This is a genomic window from Vreelandella sp. H-I2 (genome assembly GCF_052959335.1).
The window spans coordinates 85,259-101,972 of sequence record NZ_JBRAMC010000005.1; the positions used below are offsets into that span (position 1 = coordinate 85,259).

A 16,714-nucleotide genomic window follows, 5' to 3' on the forward strand; every position below is an offset into this window, starting at 1 on the left:
CACAACCCTAGCACCGCTTTGCGCTACTCCCGCGGGTGCGCTAACGCTTGCGCCGCGCTACGAAAACCAGCTCGTTAATTAGTAAAGGCAAGCACCTCTAACGCGTGGTAAGGAGACTGCGAGCTATGAGGCACCTGCAGCGGCAGCTTGGCACGGAGGCGTCGGTACGACGCCCCAGGCACATAACCACCCCTTGGCACTACCTCGCACAACTCACAACTCACGGCTTTCCATGCTCAATATCGTTCACCACGGCGGGGCTACCGGCGTAACTGGCAGCTGCCACCAATTGATTCTTAATCAAAAGGAATCCCTGCTGGTGGATTGTGGTCTCTTCCAGGGTGAAGAGGCAGCGGAAGACAGCTTCGAACAGCTACAAATTGAATTCGATATCAGCACCGTCAAGGCACTGATCATTACCCACGTACATATTGACCACGTGGGCAGGTTGCCTTACCTGCTGGCCGCAGGCTTCACCGGGCCGATCATCTGTTCGATTCCCACAGCCAAGCTGCTGCCACTGGTGATTTCAGACGCACTGAAAATCGGCTTCACTCGCAACGCCCAACTAATCGAGCGGTTTCAAGCGCAGTTAGAAAAGCAGATTGTCAGCGTGCCTTACGGCAAATGGTACAGCATAGGTTTAGCAAGTGAAGTAAGCGACCACACCGGCGCTAACCCAAGTGAAAGTACAGGCACCACCCGGATAAAACTCAAACGGGCAGGGCATATTCTCGGTTCCAGCTACGTTGAAGTAAGTTACCAAGATACCGCTACCGGTGAGAAAGAGCGCGTGGTGTTCTCTGGCGATCTAGGCGCCCCCTACGCCCCACTATTACCTGCGCCGCAATCACCTTATGGCTGTGATCAACTGGTACTCGAAAGCACCTATGGCGATCGGCAACATCCCGACCGCCGCAAGCGTCGGGCCACCCTGAAAGCAGCCGTGGAGCAAGCACTTGCTAACGGCGGCACAGTGATAGTGCCTGCGTTCAGCATTGGCCGCACACAAGAGTTGCTCTACGAGCTGGAAGGCATTATTTATGAAGCCGAGCGTAACGTTAAGCGTGGGCTGCCCAAAAGTCAGTGGCAAAATCTCGAAATTATTGTGGACTCACCGCTGGCCGCACGTTTTACCAAGGTATACCGAGAGTTAAAACCTTACTGGGATAAAGAGGCTCAAAGCCGTTTACGCACTGGCCGCCATCCGCTCAGTTTCGCCAACCTCTACACGGTGGATAGCCACGCAGAGCACGAACAAACCGTGGAGTATTTGGCCAAAACCGGCCGCCCAGCGATAGTGATTGCCGCCAGTGGCATGTGTGCAGGCGGGCGTATCATGAACTACCTAAAAGCTATGCTGAGTGATAAACGCCACCAGGTGCTGTTTGTAGGCTACCAGGGGGCAGGCACCCCAGGGCGGGATATTCAGCAATACGGGCCACAGGGTGGCTGGGTAAACATCGACGGCGAGCGTATCGACATTAAGGCAGGCGTTACCTCCATCAGCGGTTACTCTGCCCACGCCGATCAAAAAGACCTGCTCAACTTCGTAAAACGCATGCGCCGCTGGCCCCACACCATTCGCCTAGTACATGGCGAACAAACCGCCCGCGATGCACTTAAAAGCGAGTTGGAAAAACTCTATAAGCGAAAGGGCAAAAGTGTGACGGTACAGAGTGAAGCGTAATGGTGAGGTGGAATGACTGCATAGCAGTTACAACTCACCATTTACAACTCACCATTCACGGCTTACAAGCAAATGATTGAAATCAAAAACCTCTACAAACGCTACCATAACCACCACGGCAGCGATTGGGTACTCAAAGACATCAACCTCACGATCCCCAAAGGGGTGAGCGTGGGACTGATTGGTGCCAACGGAGCGGGTAAATCCACTCTGCTGCGCCTCATTGCTGGCATGGACACCCCCGAGCGCGGTGAGGTCATTCGTCATAGCCGGGTTTCCTGGCCGGTAGGCTTGGTTGGAGGCATGCAAAACAACATGACGGGTCGGCAAAACGTTAAGTTCGTCGCCCGCGCTCAAGGCTCTGATTCATCTGAAGTTAAGCGCGTCATTGAGTTTGTTCAAGACTTTGCCGAAATAGGTGACGCTTTTGACGAACCCGTGCGCACTTATTCTTCGGGTATGCGTTCACGACTTTCTTTTGGTTTATCACTCTCGTTTGATTTCGACGTGTATATCTCGGATGAAGCCACTGCCGTAGGTGATCGTTCGTTCAAGGCGAAAGCACAAAAACTTTTTAAAGATAAAGTTGGCCAAGCGTCACTAATCATGGTCTCCCACGGTGAAGGAATACTGCGCGATTTGTGCCAAGTGGGTGTTTATATCAAAAAGGGTGAAGCTTTCTGGTACGACGATATCAATGAGGCAATTCTCGCTTATCACAGCGATGTAGACGAAAAAAAGCAAACAGCCGAAGCCTCAACATCGGTAGAAGTGCCACTAGAAAATACCGACCCTACCACCTTTAATAAAGCTCAGTTTAAAAAGGTACAGAAAGAGCTAAAAGCCGCTCGCCAGTATATGGGGGGTATTGCGCAACGTCTGCAGCAAGCAAAACGAGAGAAATGGCCAAAACAAGAGGTGCAACTGCTAAACCGGCTGCGCCTAGAGGCCGCCGACCGAGTTAATGCGCTAACAGATATCATTAACCAAACACCAATCGGCGAACGCCAAAATACCAAAGCGCAAATTAACCAGGCACAGAACAGCATTAAGTCGTTTACACAGTTACTTGAAAAAACAGAAGTAGAACAGTGGGCAGAAGAACGTAAAACAGTTATAGAAAAAGCACTAAAAGCAGCACATCAGCAAAAAGAAAATGCTGAAACCAAACTAGAGGCCATTGATGGCCTGGATTAATGCTTTACGCTTACGCTTCTGCTTCATTCATCGTTAGGAGAAATGAGTTAGTGAATAGAATTGCCATTGTCGGCCATCCATCCTCGGGTTACAGGGACGTAGAAGCGTTATTGCAACAATATGGATTGGTAGAGGCTGCACCTTCCCGAAGGGAGGGGATGAGCGTTCACGAAATTCAGGCCTCGCTTTGTAAGGCGCATAACGCTATCGCCATAGAGCAAGCCCAGCAAGAAGAAGAGCTTGTACAGCTAATGCCTAGCGATGTATGGCAAGGGCTGGCATTGGACTTTCTCTTGGGCAATATGGAGCAGCAAGCTGTATGGGGATGGGCTTCTCCCAATACACTGCCGTTACTCAATATGTGGCATGAGGTGGATGAACAAACGCAGTTTGTATTAGTTTACCAGCACCCTGTCGTGGCACTAGAGCAAGCGCTAGCAATTGAAAGCAGCACTACCCCGGAGGAGCTGCTAAATAATTGGGCGGCCTATCACGGTGCATTGTTATCGTTTTACTTACGCCATCCAAACCGTTGTTTGTTGGTGCATGCACAGCAAATGCTCAACGAGCCTGAAATTACCCTTAAGCATCTGTCTGGGTTAACTCACGCTGATCAGCAGAACCAAGTTGTTCCTATTAGAGGTAGTTCACCACTTGTCAAAGCACTCCAAAAATTAGCGATTGGGTCAACAGAGCAGTATGAAAAGCTGGAAGCAGCGCCTTTATCCGCTTATTTGCATCAACAGGTTGTAGAACAGCACAGCGCGCTAGCGTTATACGATGAGTTGCAGGCCAGTGCTACGCAGCCAGCAAGCCCTGGAGAGCCAGTCGATTTACATGGAGCTTGGCAGTGCCTATTGGCTCAGAAAACCACATTATTAAACTATGTTGGCCAGCTCCAAAGTTTAAAAAGCGAGTTAGAAAGTGCTGCAAACAAACAGAAAACTTCAGCGCCCTCAGTAGAAGAACTTCAGCAAGAAAATTCCATGTTGCTAGAGCAACTGCAGTTGGTACAGGAAGAGCTGGAAAAGTTCTACCAGAGTGGTGAGGGGGTTAGATTCTCAGAGCAAACCACAGGCCCATACTACGGGGCAGACGAGCGGGTTAAACGACAGCTAACCTACCGCCTAGGTGCAGTAGTGGTAAAAAGCAACAGTGTTAAAGATTTCTTTTTACTACCAATAGCACTGAAACGCGAACACACAGCCTATAAAAAGGATCTTAAAACTCGAAAAAGCGAAAAGCTACCTCCTGTCGCGCAATATGCGGATGCTCATAAAGCAGAACAGGTAAAACGTCACCTATCATACCGCCTCGGTGAAGTAATTTTGAAAAATGCTAGCTCGCCGCTTGGCTGGGTAAAAATACCTTTTGCGTTAAACAGCGAAACTAGAGCATTTCGCCAAGAGCGTAAGCACTAAGATATTAGCTTCAATTTACATTAAGCAAATAAAACTAACACTATAGCGAGCCTATTATGCCGGTTGCTTCATATGACGCTGCGTATTCAGATTTTATGCCGTTAACGCATTGGCTAACTGTACTCAATCAGATCACCCCAGCGCAGCAGCTTACAATATTGGGTGCAGGTAACGGCAATAGTGCATTATTACAGTGGGCAAGCGAGCTAGCACTGGCAAACGTCAATCTAGCAGAAGCGGGTAATAAAACTTATACCCAGTTAAAAGCCCGATGGCAGCCTCAAGCCCCTCGCTGGCAGTTTCACAATGTAGTAATTGAAACGGGCCATAATGATAAAACTTACTATACTGTCAGCAACCCATCAGAAAGCGGCCTAATACCTCCCATTACGCTAGCACCACTCTGGCCCAATTTAACTAGCCTGGATGAACAGCCTAGTGACCCTAGAACGCTTAAAGCTTGGGCTACAGAGCATTGGCAAGAGACAGGCCAGTGGCTCGTTATTGACTATTTCTGTGATGCGACGTTGCTGTCCAACAATAGCGCTGTGTTCGATGCGGTTGAGATTCTAGTGGTAAGAGTAAGTACTGAAAAAAACATGCCAGAAGGACTTAATGAAACAGCCTGGCAAAAGGCGTTACAAAACTTAGGTTTTCGTGTTGTTGCACGTGAAGCCGAGCGTCACCCGCGTGTTGAGCAGTGGCTGTGTATTAGGCAACCTCATCATGAAATAGCGACACTTCAAAGCGAGCTTGCAGAAGTAAAGCAAAAGCTTGAAGACACGCACACTTGGTTTATGAACCGTAAACAGCAGGCACTGAGTTATGAACAGCAAATCGTTACGCTAGAACAGACGCTTAAAGCCACTCAAGAAGAGCTGGCGCAGGCTCGCCATCAGGCTGCGCAGCTAAAGCTATTGAAAGAGACGTTAGACCAGTTGGATTCTCATTTAGCAAAAGGTTTTAGTGTGCAAAGCGAGCAGCGCCAGCAAGCCACTAACGCATTAGGTAAGCACCTCACACAGTTGCTTCAATCTTCGCAAGCGCAGCAGCCACAAGAGGAAAAGGATAACCTATGAGCGCACAACCTCTCGTGGTAAAGCAGGCCACGCAAGCATTTCGTCAAGGAAACTACGCGGCGGCCAAAGTACTTTATCAAAAAGCCGCGAGTCAATATGGCGAGCATTTGTTCAGGACCAACCTCTACCTTTGTGATAAGTACGCGAATAATGTTTCAAATGCCATGGCTTCCTTACCGCAAGGAGCGGCACAGGAAGCATCACAAGCGCAGCGCCAACTGCAGGAAACGCAGCAACTTCTTGAACGCTACTACCAGCGCTGCCAGGAACTTGAATACCAACTGCTAGATCGAAGATAAGACATTTAAGGTAACCGAATGAAAGTTTTAACCGTATTTGGAACGCGGCCAGAGGCTATTAAAATGGCCCCGTTGGCACTACAGCTAGCGGCAGATAAACGCTTTGATGCAAAGGTATGTGTTACTGCACAACATCGTGAAATGCTAGATCAAGTGCTATCGCTATTCGAGCTAACGCCTGACTTTGATTTAAATATTATGAAGCCAGGGCAAGATTTAAATGATGTGACTTGCGGAATATTGCAAGGGCTAAAAAGCGTATTTGAAGAGTTCAAGCCAGATATTGTGCTAGTTCATGGCGATACCGCCACTACTTTCGCTACTACGCTTGCGGCTTATTACCAGCAAATCCCCGTAGGGCATGTGGAAGCAGGCTTACGTACCGGCAATCTTTACTCACCTTGGCCGGAAGAGGGCAACCGCAAGCTGACCGGCGCGTTGGCAAAGCTGCATTTTGCCCCCACGGGAACATCCAAGCAAAATCTTTTAAATGAAGGTATCGACCCTGCCCATATTCATGTAACGGGCAATACGGTGATTGATGCTCTGCTGGATGTAGCACACAAACTAGATACCAATAAAGCGTTAGCACAAGAACAGGCAGAGCGCTTTCCTATGCTGGAAGCGAGCAAGCGTTTGGTTCTGGTGACCGGCCACCGCCGTGAAAGCTTTGGTGGTGGTTTTGAGCGCATTTGCCAAGCGTTGGTTGATACTGCAAAAGCTCATCCCGATACCCAAATTCTTTACCCGGTACACCTCAATCCAAACGTGCGTGAGCCAGTAAACCGTTTGCTGGCTGATATTGATAACGTTCATCTTATTGAGCCGCAGGATTACCTTCCGTTTGTATACCTAATGAACCGCGCACATATCATCCTGACAGATTCAGGGGGGATTCAAGAGGAAGCGCCTTCCCTTGGTAAGCCCGTGCTAGTGATGCGTGATACCACCGAACGCCCCGAAGCGGTTTCCGCTGGCACCGTAAAGCTGGTAGGCACCGATGTCACCACCATCACCCAAGAGCTTACACGCCTGCTAACAGACGAAGAAGCCTACAATGCAATGAGCTATGCCCATAACCCCTATGGGGATGGCACCGCCTGCCAGCAAATCCGTGACGCGCTAGCTCAGCAGTAATTTGCTAAGCGAAAAAAGTGAATAGGCTAAGCTTTTTTCATTTTACCTTTCACCACTCACTTTTAACTTTTAAGAGTACATCATGAAATTTGAAACCATCTCCATGATTGGCCTGGGCTACATTGGCCTGCCGACAGCAGCGGTATTTGCTTCAAGGAAGAAGAAAGTGATTGGTGTCGATGTTAATCAGCATGCGGTAGATACCATTAATAACGGTGATATTCATATTGTCGAACCAGAGTTGGATATTATAGTTAATGCCGCAGTGAAACAGGGCTACCTGCGGGCCACCACTACTCCTGAGCCTGCTGATGCATTTCTAGTAGCCGTGCCTACTCCGTTTCATACGGATGAAAATGGCCAGAATCACAAAGCTGATCTCAGTTATATTGAGGCGGCTGCAAAGTCGATTGCATCGGTTCTGCAGCCTGGAAACTTGGTAGTGTTGGAATCCACAAGTCCAGTTGGAGCCACTGAGCAAATGGCCCAATGGCTAGCAGAAGCGCGGCCAGACCTTACTTTCCCGCAAACGCATGGCGAAGCTTCCGATATTCGCATAGCGCACTGCCCAGAGCGGGTGTTACCGGGGCATGTCATTCGTGAGTTAGTCGAAAATGACCGTGTGATTGGCGGTATGACACCTAAGTGTGCAGAAGCGGCCTGCTCACTTTACCAAATTGTAGTTGAAGGCGAGTGTGTCGCCACCACCGCGCGCACGGCAGAAATGGCCAAGCTGACTGAAAACAGCTTTCGTGATGTAAATATCGCGTTTGCCAATGAGCTCTCTACCATCTGCCATGAGTTAGATATCAACGTTTGGGAACTTATTGCTCTAGCGAACCGACATCCACGCGTGAATATTCTTACTCCCGGTGCTGGGGTAGGGGGGCACTGCATTGCAGTTGACCCCTGGTTTATTGTTGATGCATCCCCTGAGCAAGCCAAAATTATTCGCGTTGCCCGTGAAGTCAATGATGCGAAGCCCCAATGGGTACTTGGCCGCGTTAAAGAAGCGCTGGATTACTACCATCAACAACATCCCGATGCTAAACGCAGTGACTTGACCGTTGCTTGCTTGGGTGTTGCTTTCAAACCAGACATTGATGACTTGAGGGAAAGCCCTGCGCTGGGTATTGCAAAAGCGATCGCCAAATTAGGCTGTAAGCTACAAGTAGTAGAACCCAATATCAAAGAGCTGCCAAAGGGTCTTGAAGGAAACAACGTTACCCTAGCCACTTTTGACGAAGCAATGGCCCAAGCTGATGTGGTGTGTGCACTGGTGAAACACAGGCCATTCATTACGCACCAAGAAATCGTACGTGGTAAGGAAACTGTGATCGATGCGGTTGGTCTGCTGGGGTAAGCGTTGACCATGAGGTAAAAGAGTGGCGACGTAGTCCATAGCGTCGCTGCTCAATAATGTCACCATTCACCATTCACCATTCACCATTCACCATTCACCATTCACCATTCACCATTCACCATTCACCATTCACCATTCACCATTCACCATTTATCTATTTGGAACCCCATGGACGAGCTTCTTCAACACGCCACGCATTTAGCGGATCAAACCAGCCACGCACTTATTACGCCTATTAAAGAGCGAGTAGCATACGTGGTGAGTCATGGCCAAAGCTATGCCAGTAATGGCTATGCGATTCGCACGCAAGGTGTTGCTAAAGCCCTTAATCATCAGGGGTTTGAAACACTTTGTTTTGTTAGGCCTGGAAGACCATGGGAACTACAGAAAGGAAAAACCGATACGCTGCCAGAAGTCATTATTAATGGCATAAGATACATTCATAGCCGCTGGCCAGACGACAAAGCGCCTACCAATGAACGTACTCACTTGGAAGCTAGCGTTCAGCAGTTTATCACGCTGTTTAGCGTGTACCGCCCTGCAGCGGTATTGGCGGCCTCTAATTGGATTGTAGGGTTGCCCGCGTGGGTGGCTGCTAAGCGCTTGGGCCTGCCGTTTTATAATGAGGTTCGGGGCTTCTGGGAGCTTTCGCGCGCAGCACAAGACCCCGCCTTTGAAGGCAGCAAAACCTGCCAAATAGAGGCGGAGCGCGACACATTTGTTGCAAAGCAGGCGTTAACCACCTTTACGCTAAACGCCCCTATGCAAGAAGAGCTAGTGAAGCGTGGTATCAAGCGCGAGAATATCCAGCTAGTACCCAATGGTGTCAGCGAGCTACCCAACATTACACCTGCCGACCCAGCGTTGAAGAAGCAGTTAGGCATTCAGGAAGGTGACAAGGTAGTGGGCTACATTGGTAGCCACAGTATTTATGAAGGCTTGGATACCCTATTAGAGGCCTGTGAAGCGTTGATACAGCAGGGGCAGAAAATCAAACTACTCTTAGTGGGTGACCATCAGCCGCTTACTCAGGCTCACAAAACCAAAAAATCAAATAGCAAACAACCCTGGTTAATTCAAACGGGGCGTGTACCTCATGAAGAGGTGGCTAATTATTATGCCCTGATCGATTTAGTGGTGATCCCTCGTAAGCCACTGCGAGTTTGCGAGCTAGTGCCACCTATGAAAGCAGTTGAAGCGCTTTCTCATGGCAAGCAGTTGTTAATGAGCGACTTGCCCGCGTTAAGAACGGTCGTACCTTCTCATGACAATGTTTCGTATGTAGAGCTTGAGGGTGCTGATGGCTTATCGAAAAGCATTAAAGCAAGCCTTGAAAAAACCACTAAAACCGATCTTGGTAATTTAGAGCGCATTACACTTGCAAATAGTGTGAAAAGCATGGTGCCTTTTCTGAAGGGGAGCGCAGTCAATCAGCAGAAAGCCACCAAAAGTGCTCTTAACGCACCACAGAAAAAGCCACTAGTGGCTGCTAGTAGCTTTGCTGCAGCTAGTCAGCGTTTTTATAAACAAGGCGAGATCAGCAGTGTCATTCAAACAATTCGCCAACTGTGTGACGCTGGAAATTCGCTTGATAAATCACAGCGCGATTTCTTAGGTTTTATCGAAGGGCTAGAGCGATTAAAAGGTGGCTGGCCCCTACCACCAAAGCAGCCAAACGCTGGGTTAATGACGCGTCGCCGACATGCGCTTTACTGTTTACATCAGTCGGTGCCTCACGCCACTAACGGCTATTCAACACGCTCGCATGGCATCGCTGTTGGGCTTCAACAAGCAGGGTGGAAATTGCGCGCCACCACACGCCCAGGTTTCCCCTGGGATGCCGGGGCAAAAGGGTTAACAAAAGGCTATCACGAAGCACAAGTAGATGGTGTCACTTATGCCGCAGTAGCTGGATGGAATTTAAATAAAACTCCTCTGGATTACTATTTAGCAGAGGCTGCAGACCACTACGTTCGCGAAGCACAAACCAGCGGTGCTGAAGTCATTATTGCCGCATCCAACCATATAACGGCTTTGCCAGCGTTAATGGCAGCGCGCCGGTTGGGCTTACCATTTGTTTATGAAGTTCGTGGTCTATGGGAAGTCACGCAGGCTTCTACACAGCCGGAGTGGGCGAATTCAGAGCGATTTCATCTCATGCGTGAGCTAGAGCAACAAGCGGCTCGCGAAGCTGATTTAGTGATAACGCTCACAGATGAGCTCTCAAGTGAGCTAGCCAGTTGGGGTGTGTCCAAGGAAAACATTGTTGTCATTCCCAACGCGGTCAACGCTGAGACTTTTACCCCCTCAAAACGCGATAGCGCCATTTCTGAAACATTAAAGTTAACACCTAATGTTCCAGTGATTGGCTATGCGGGCAGCGCAGTAGCTTATGAGGGGCTGGAATTGCTGCTTGAAGCAATGGCTAAGCTGAAACATCAGCAACAAGCATTTATCTTTGTGCTAGTGGGTGACGGTAAAGTGATCGACACCGTCAAGGCAAAAGCCAAGTCTTTAGGTATTGAAGAACAGTGCCGATTCACTGGGCGTATTCCGTTTGATGAAGTGCCGCGCTACCTTTCTTGTATGGATATCATGCCTGTTCCAAGACTTTCATCTGCCGTAACGGAAATGGTATCGGCTTTGAAACCACTCGAAGCCATGGCGATGGGCAAAGCAGTGGTACTTTCGAATGTATCTCCACATCTCACTATGGCAGGCAATAATGAACGCGCTTTGCTATTCAAAAAAGACAATGTAGAGAGCCTGACAGAAACACTCAGTAAGCTTATTCAAAAGCCTGCGTTGCGGGAGGCGGTTGGAAGTGCGGCGCGGCGCTGGATCGAGCAAGAGCGTACTTGGCATTATGTAACGCAAAGCTATAACCGTGCCTTACAACGTTTGTGGAAAAAGCCAGCGATTAGCAACCAACAACAAGCGAAAACGTTAGATCAAATTACGCTAGGCTTGATTGCAGACCAGTTCACCACGGATACGCTGGCCAGCGGCGTGAAGGTGATCAAGCTATCGCCAGATAACTGGCAGCAGGAGTTAGCCAATCAACCTATCGATGCGATGTTCGTAGAGTCAGCGTGGAAGGGCAATGACTGGGCTTGGCACCGTAAGGTAGGCTATTACAGTGATGAAGAGTTTGCTCCGCTCAGTGCATTGTTAGCGCACTGTCGTGAAAAGGGTATTCCTTCTCTCTTCTGGAATAAAGAAGACCCTGTTCATTTTGATCGCTTCCGTAAGACGGCAGCCTTGTGTGACCATGTGTTCACCACGGACTCCAGAAGAATCATTCCTTATTTGGCCACGCCGGGTGCGCTGACGCAAAGTGTTAGCAGTTGTCCTTTCTACGCTTCGCCTAAAATTCATAACTTATTACCTTCTAAACGCCCTTGGCAGCACACCGCAGCCTATGGCGGCACTTATTACGGCAATCGCTATCCTGAGCGCACCGAATACATGGATAAGATCATGAGTGCGGCGGCGCCCTTGGGGCTGACCATTTATGATCGCCAGCATGATGATCCTGAGTCTCCATACAAGTATCCAGGTGGTCTGGGCAGCTATGTGGCTGGCAGCTTAACCTACGAGGAGATGATTGAGGCGTACAAGGCTCACCCTGTACAAATTAACGTCAACTCAGTGCTTGATTCTCCTACTATGTTCTCACGCCGTGTAACAGAAGCGGCGGCTTGTGGTGCACCTATTATTTCAGGCCCTGCGCTAGGCATGAACCGATACCTAGAAGCTGCTGGGCATGTCGTTCGGCTGGAGTCAGAAGCAGCTCAATCGCTTGAAAACCTACTGCACCATGATGCCTATCGCTGGCGGGTCGCCTTGAAAGGTGCAAGAGCCGTCATGCGTGCGCATACTACTCAAGCACGTTTGATCCAAATGCTGCGTACGGCGGGTATGCGAGTAGTGGCACCCTCACTGCCGAAGATCAATCTCTACAGTGAATCGATAACAGAGGCCGCAGCGCAAGGCTTAGGCAATCAAACGGTGCTGCCATCGAAGGTAATCGCCGAGACCTGGGGTGACAAAGCAAGAGCTTACCTACACACGTTAGGCATTGAATGCCTCAATGCTAACGAAGCAGAAGCGCAAGCCAATGAGTATTGGCTATACACAGTTGCGGCTACCCTGGAAAATGCCGAGCCGGAAGATATCGAAGACCTAGCTTGGACAACAACATACTCCCCTTTTGCGCGCGCTGTGCTGGATAGGAGAGATAGCCTCGCAGAAGGGGAGTGGGCCGGTGTAGCGTTTGTTAGTGATACGGTCGAAAGCGATTTTCAGCTTGTTCGTACCGAACAGTCGCAGAGTATTGAGCAACTAACTACATCTAACCGCCAAATACCAACGCTAGCGTTGCGAAAACCACCGAAACAATTTGCACATGCACCGAACGTCGCATCGTCTAAAACAGTCGTCATTGCCGGGCATGATCTAAAATTTATCAAACCTTTCTACCCCTTTTTCACAAAGGCGGGTATGCGTCTATTGCTGGACTTCTGGCATGGGCATAACCAGCACAATGAAACAGCTAGCAAGCGCTTAGTACGGCAGGCAGATACCGTTTTCTGTGAATGGATGATGGGAAATGCTATTTGGTACGGTAAGCATAAACGCGAAGACCAAAAACTCGTGGGGCGTTTGCATGCCCAGGAATTGAGAAGCCCACTCTTCGACAAAGTACCTTTTGAGGTATTCGATACGGTCATCTTCGTTGGTCCGCACATGCTTAGGCAGGCGATTGCTCGAAATCCTGTGTTAGAAAAGAACGGCGTCGTTATCTACAACGGTGTAGATGTAGAGGCACTGCAAGCCGTACCGCGTAAGCCGATCAATGGCAAAGTATTGGGCATTGTCGGTATTGTGCCACAAAGTAAGCGGTTTGATCGCGCGCTCGACATACTGAAAGAGCTACGCAAGGAAGACAAAGAGTACACACTGCGTGTGAAAGGTAAGCGCCCAGAAGATTATCCGTGGATGAAGAATCGTCCAGACGAAATGGCGTGGTATGAAGCGCAATACAAACGTTTGGAGAATGACCCAAGCTTAAAGGGTGCTGTATATTTTGATCCTCAGGGAAACGATATGCCGGAGTGGTACTCGGGAATTGATTATATATTGTCGGTTAGCGACCATGAAAGTTTTCATTTGGCCATTGCGGAGGGTACTGCAGCAGGTTGTATGCCAGTAGTCTTTCCATGGGAAGGAGCAGATGAAATTTATCCAAAAGAATGGGGGGTTGTAAACTCTAAAAATGCATCTGAAAATATTTTAAGCGGAACTTTTATAATGGAATACAAAAAAAATAACGCTTCTGCGTCTTTTGATATTAAAGATAAAGTTAGAGAAATTATAAAGTTAGTGGGAATTTATGAGTAAGATTAAAATAATTATCATCGGTAGCTGTGTATCTAGAGACCCCATTACTTTTGATAATGGCGAGCACTTCCAATTGGAGTGTTACTTTGCAAGAACTAGCTTTGCTGTTTTAAATGGTGCACCTTTTCAGGATCAAAAGGTTTTAAATAATATCCACTCAAGTTGGCAGCGTCGTATGGTCAAGCATGACATGCAGAAAAGCTGGCTTGAAGAAGTTAGGGTAAAAGGGAAAGATGTTGATTTAATTCTGGTTGATTTGATAGACGAAAGGTTTAATTTGTATAAGAGCCATGGTTCTATTGGTACTTTATCAAGTGAATATAAACGAGCAAGTGGTCAGGCGATAGATAGAATAAATTCCAATAGCCCAATGAAGTATGCGTTGTGGGAACAAGGATTAAAGAAGTTTTTCATGATGCTCGAAAAAGAAGGTCTTATTCATAAGCTGGTAGTTAATAAAGTTTACTATGCCAAAAGAACTAATCTAGAAATAGGTTGTGGTGTTGGGCGATATGCGGCAAGCGATATAAAGAAAGAGAATGAGAGGCTTGAAGCATACTACCAGACAATAAAAGGCTTATACCCTAAGATAAGTTTTTTAGAATATCCAGAAGAAGTTTTAATAGCAGATGAAAGCCATAGGTGGGGGTGCTCACCATTTCATTACATAAGGAAGGCTCAAGAGCACCAGAACAATAGGTTGAAATTAATTGCTGCTTTTAAGAAAAAATATCCAGTAAGGCATAGTTTCTTTGAAACGATTAATTTAAGCTTGCCCATAAATTGGAAAAACAATTATGTTGGCAATAACCAGTGGATGCATCATTTGCTAAGCTTGAGGTGGGTTAAAAGAGGCTTTGATACTACTGAAGTTAAAATGATACTGAATGACTATTACAGGTTTCATTACAAGCTGAATAAAAAAAATAATTGGCAGTCTACTATTAGAGGTGATCATACAGCAGCATTAAGACTTGAAAATGTGAGCATTTTCAAGAAGCAATTTGAGGCTGTAAGTGACGCTAAAGGAGTTGGATTGTGTAACAGAATATTAAAAGAAGATATTCTGTTGCTACAGTCTGAACATATGTATAGGTATGGACATAATCATGGTTTGATGACAGATATTGCACTGCTTAAAATTGCAGTTGATGATGCCAAGTTATCTTCATTAGTTGATTTGAATTTGGTTATTAGTAGAGCAGAAAAAACAATTAAAAAATTGTGGACGAAAAATGGAGTTACCAAAGAGCATTCTGTATCTTATCAAGAGCATAATCTTTTATATACTGTTGAGTTTTATAACTTGCTAAGTAGGTTAGGTCTTGGTAAAGAGTTTCAACCTTTTATTAAAAAGCTGAAAATTGAGACGAAAAGATTTCTTGGATTTGCCTTAAGAAGTAATGGCGATTACTTTGCTTTAGGAGATACGTTGAGAAAGCCGAATTTAAATATTATAAAATCAGTTTATTTTGATAGTATACCTTCAGAGAATGAGTGTAATTTATTAAGTGATAGAAGCAAGGAGCTAGGGGCTTATTGTAAAGATGGGTTCTTTTTTTACCGAGGGATGATTGATGGAGTGCCACTTCACTTTGCTACGACTTGTAATTGGCATTCTAATAGTCACAAACAAAATGATGAATTTTCTTTTAGTTTGGATTTTAATGGTCTGAGTATAGTAGATGATCCCGGCTATTCAGGTGTTGGAGGAAGAGAAATACTAAATAATCTAAAGTCTGAAATGCATCATTCTACGCTACTGATTAATGGAGTGGCTTGGAAAGATAAAAAACTATCAGATGGGAGTTCAAGGATTTTAGGCTTTTCAACAAGTGAGTCAGGCTTTAGTGTGGAGATGGAGCATGCACGCATCGACAAAACCATAATGCGTAGAACTTTCTTGTTTAAAGATAAGACTTTGAAAGTGGAGGATTCTATTTATAGTGAACTGCAAGAGTTAGAACAATACACGGTTTCACAGAAAGTACTATTTAGTCCTGATTTGAATGTTTCAATTTTGAATGATTACGAAGCCGATCTGATATTAGGCAATGACAGCATTTGTAGAGTGCGTTCATCATATGATTGTGAATGTTTTGTTGATCAAATTATGGTTGTTGGTAGGAGTAAAAGTGAGTTTTTGAAATCTTCTCTTTTCGAATTTCGATCAAATATTTTATCATTTGAGTCGAATCGCTTAGTTAGAAGTTTTGAACTAGATTTTAGAGGTAATAATGTTAAATAAGTATTTGGGAAAACCAGAAATTTTTTGGGCAGAAAGTCACCGTAGGAATGCTTATAAAATTCATCGAGCAGTGAAGTTAGGACTTGAGCAAGGGGGGTGTTCTTCTAGAAATGGTTATATTGAGCAATTAAAATCTTTAGCAAAGTTGCGCAGCAAATTTAATTGTATGCACTTTTATTTGGTTAATACTGGTAGTGCCGGTTCTCATTGGATTGAAGCAATGCTTGGATTGCTGCCTGGGTTCTATAACGGTGGAGAAGTTTATTTTCCTCAGAAAATTAAAAATCACCTAGAGACTTTGGCGCCCAAAGAAGCTCACGAATTTTTGGATACGGTTTATTTGCTTCATTCAGGTGGCGTTTTTGAGGACTCTTTAATAGCTACAGTTAGTAACTCTTCACACCTAGCAAACCATCAGCAAATTTCTAATCATAGCCTTAATAAAAGAGTAGCTTTGTTAGTAAGAAACCCAGTCGATGTGGCGATATCTCGAACTTTCAGAAAAGATGAGTATAAGAATGATGTAGCTCCTTCATTAGATGATAAAGAGTATCTTTATCGTAATTGTGCTTACATTGAAAATTTTTTTACGAATCTAGATGAGTCCAGCTTTGATACAATAATTAAGTATGAAAATTTTGTTGCTTCTCCATTGCGTAACTTAAAGAAACTTGTAGAATTAATTGGTCTGGAAGCCACTGAAGATCAGTTGCGTAATTCTATAGAAAAAACTTCTATTAAATCAGAATTAAAAGCCGTTAAGAAGGGCGGGAATGCAATAACAAACATCTATATGGGTAAGCGACGAGAGTATGACTGGGCTAAGGCGTACACCGAAGAAAGATTGAGTAATGTAATAAAGCGCTTTGGTTACTAA

11 protein-coding genes are annotated in these 16,714 nt (G+C 46.3%); 10 read left to right on the forward strand and 1 reads right to left on the reverse strand.

The genetic code is table 11. From position 1 onward, the window contains the following. Positions 1-232: 232 nt before the first annotated feature. Positions 233-1,690, forward strand: coding sequence for an MBL fold metallo-hydrolase RNA specificity domain-containing protein (locus ACUVOF_RS13605; protein ID WP_447045146.1), 1,458 nt, complete (start codon positions 233-235; stop codon positions 1,688-1,690). Between the two features lie 48 nt (positions 1,691-1,738). On the opposite strand, the gene ACUVOF_RS13610 is transcribed toward ACUVOF_RS13605, so the two are convergent. Further along, complete coding sequence (locus ACUVOF_RS13610) at positions 1,739-1,957, reverse strand: hypothetical protein (RefSeq protein WP_447045154.1); 219 nt, start codon at positions 1,955-1,957, stop codon at positions 1,739-1,741. Here ACUVOF_RS13610 and ACUVOF_RS13615 point away from each other — a divergent pair. From ACUVOF_RS13615 to ACUVOF_RS13655, 9 genes are all read left to right on the forward strand, one after another. Continuing rightward, positions 1,862-2,887 carry an ABC transporter ATP-binding protein gene (locus ACUVOF_RS13615; protein WP_447045147.1) on the forward strand — a complete coding sequence of 342 codons (1,026 nt, stop codon included), beginning with the start codon at positions 1,862-1,864 and terminating at the stop codon, positions 2,885-2,887. The genes ACUVOF_RS13610 and ACUVOF_RS13615 overlap by 96 nt on opposite strands. A gap of 50 nt (positions 2,888-2,937) precedes the next feature. Further along, complete coding sequence (locus ACUVOF_RS13620; protein ID WP_447044882.1) at positions 2,938-4,308, forward strand: hypothetical protein; 1,371 nt, start codon at positions 2,938-2,940, stop codon at positions 4,306-4,308. A 56-nt stretch (positions 4,309-4,364) separates the two neighbouring features. After that, complete coding sequence (locus tag ACUVOF_RS13625; protein WP_447044883.1) at positions 4,365-5,387, forward strand: hypothetical protein; 1,023 nt, start codon at positions 4,365-4,367, stop codon at positions 5,385-5,387. Further along, positions 5,384-5,686, forward strand: coding sequence for a hypothetical protein (locus ACUVOF_RS13630; RefSeq protein WP_447044884.1), 303 nt, complete (start codon positions 5,384-5,386; stop codon positions 5,684-5,686). Before ACUVOF_RS13625 ends, ACUVOF_RS13630 begins: the two co-directional genes overlap by 4 nt. Positions 5,687-5,704: 18 nt before the next feature. Then, a complete protein-coding gene (gene wecB / locus ACUVOF_RS13635) occupies positions 5,705-6,823 on the forward strand; it encodes a non-hydrolyzing UDP-N-acetylglucosamine 2-epimerase (RefSeq protein ID WP_447044885.1) in 1,119 nt (372 codons plus the stop codon). Positions 6,824-6,905: 82 nt separating this feature from the next. Next, a complete protein-coding gene (gene wecC, locus ACUVOF_RS13640; RefSeq protein WP_447044886.1) occupies positions 6,906-8,186 on the forward strand; it encodes a UDP-N-acetyl-D-mannosamine dehydrogenase in 1,281 nt (426 codons plus the stop codon). 168 nt (positions 8,187-8,354) lie between these two features. Then, entirely contained in the window at positions 8,355-13,589 is a 5,235-nt protein-coding gene (locus ACUVOF_RS13645) for a glycosyltransferase (protein ID WP_447044887.1), read from the forward strand. Further along, on the forward strand, positions 13,582-15,837 hold the full coding sequence (locus tag ACUVOF_RS13650) for a DUF6270 domain-containing protein (protein WP_447044888.1): 2,256 nt from the start codon (positions 13,582-13,584) through the stop codon (positions 15,835-15,837). The genes ACUVOF_RS13645 and ACUVOF_RS13650 overlap by 8 nt, the downstream gene beginning before the upstream one ends. Further along, positions 15,827-16,714 (forward strand): sulfotransferase domain-containing protein, encoded by an 888-nt coding sequence (locus tag ACUVOF_RS13655; protein WP_447044889.1) that lies wholly within the window; start codon positions 15,827-15,829, stop codon positions 16,712-16,714. The genes ACUVOF_RS13650 and ACUVOF_RS13655 overlap by 11 nt, the downstream gene beginning before the upstream one ends.

Excerpts from the sequence above, each read along its gene's own strand:
- ACUVOF_RS13605 (WP_447045146.1), top strand. The coding sequence starts at position 233 with ATGCTCAATATCGTTCACCACGGCGGGGCTACCGGCGTAACTGGCAGC.
- ACUVOF_RS13610 (WP_447045154.1), bottom strand. The coding sequence starts at position 1,957 with ATGACGAATGACCTCACCGCGCTCGGGGGTGTCCATGCCAGCAATGAG.
- ACUVOF_RS13625 (WP_447044883.1), top strand. The coding sequence starts at position 4,365 with ATGCCGGTTGCTTCATATGACGCTGCGTATTCAGATTTTATGCCGTTA.
- ACUVOF_RS13630 (WP_447044884.1), top strand. The coding sequence starts at position 5,384 with ATGAGCGCACAACCTCTCGTGGTAAAGCAGGCCACGCAAGCATTTCGT.
- wecB (WP_447044885.1), top strand. The coding sequence starts at position 5,705 with ATGAAAGTTTTAACCGTATTTGGAACGCGGCCAGAGGCTATTAAAATG.
- wecC (WP_447044886.1), top strand. The coding sequence starts at position 6,906 with ATGAAATTTGAAACCATCTCCATGATTGGCCTGGGCTACATTGGCCTG.
- ACUVOF_RS13645 (WP_447044887.1), top strand. The coding sequence starts at position 8,355 with ATGGACGAGCTTCTTCAACACGCCACGCATTTAGCGGATCAAACCAGC.
- ACUVOF_RS13650 (WP_447044888.1), top strand. The coding sequence starts at position 13,582 with ATGAGTAAGATTAAAATAATTATCATCGGTAGCTGTGTATCTAGAGAC.
- ACUVOF_RS13655 (WP_447044889.1), top strand. The coding sequence starts at position 15,827 with ATGTTAAATAAGTATTTGGGAAAACCAGAAATTTTTTGGGCAGAAAGT.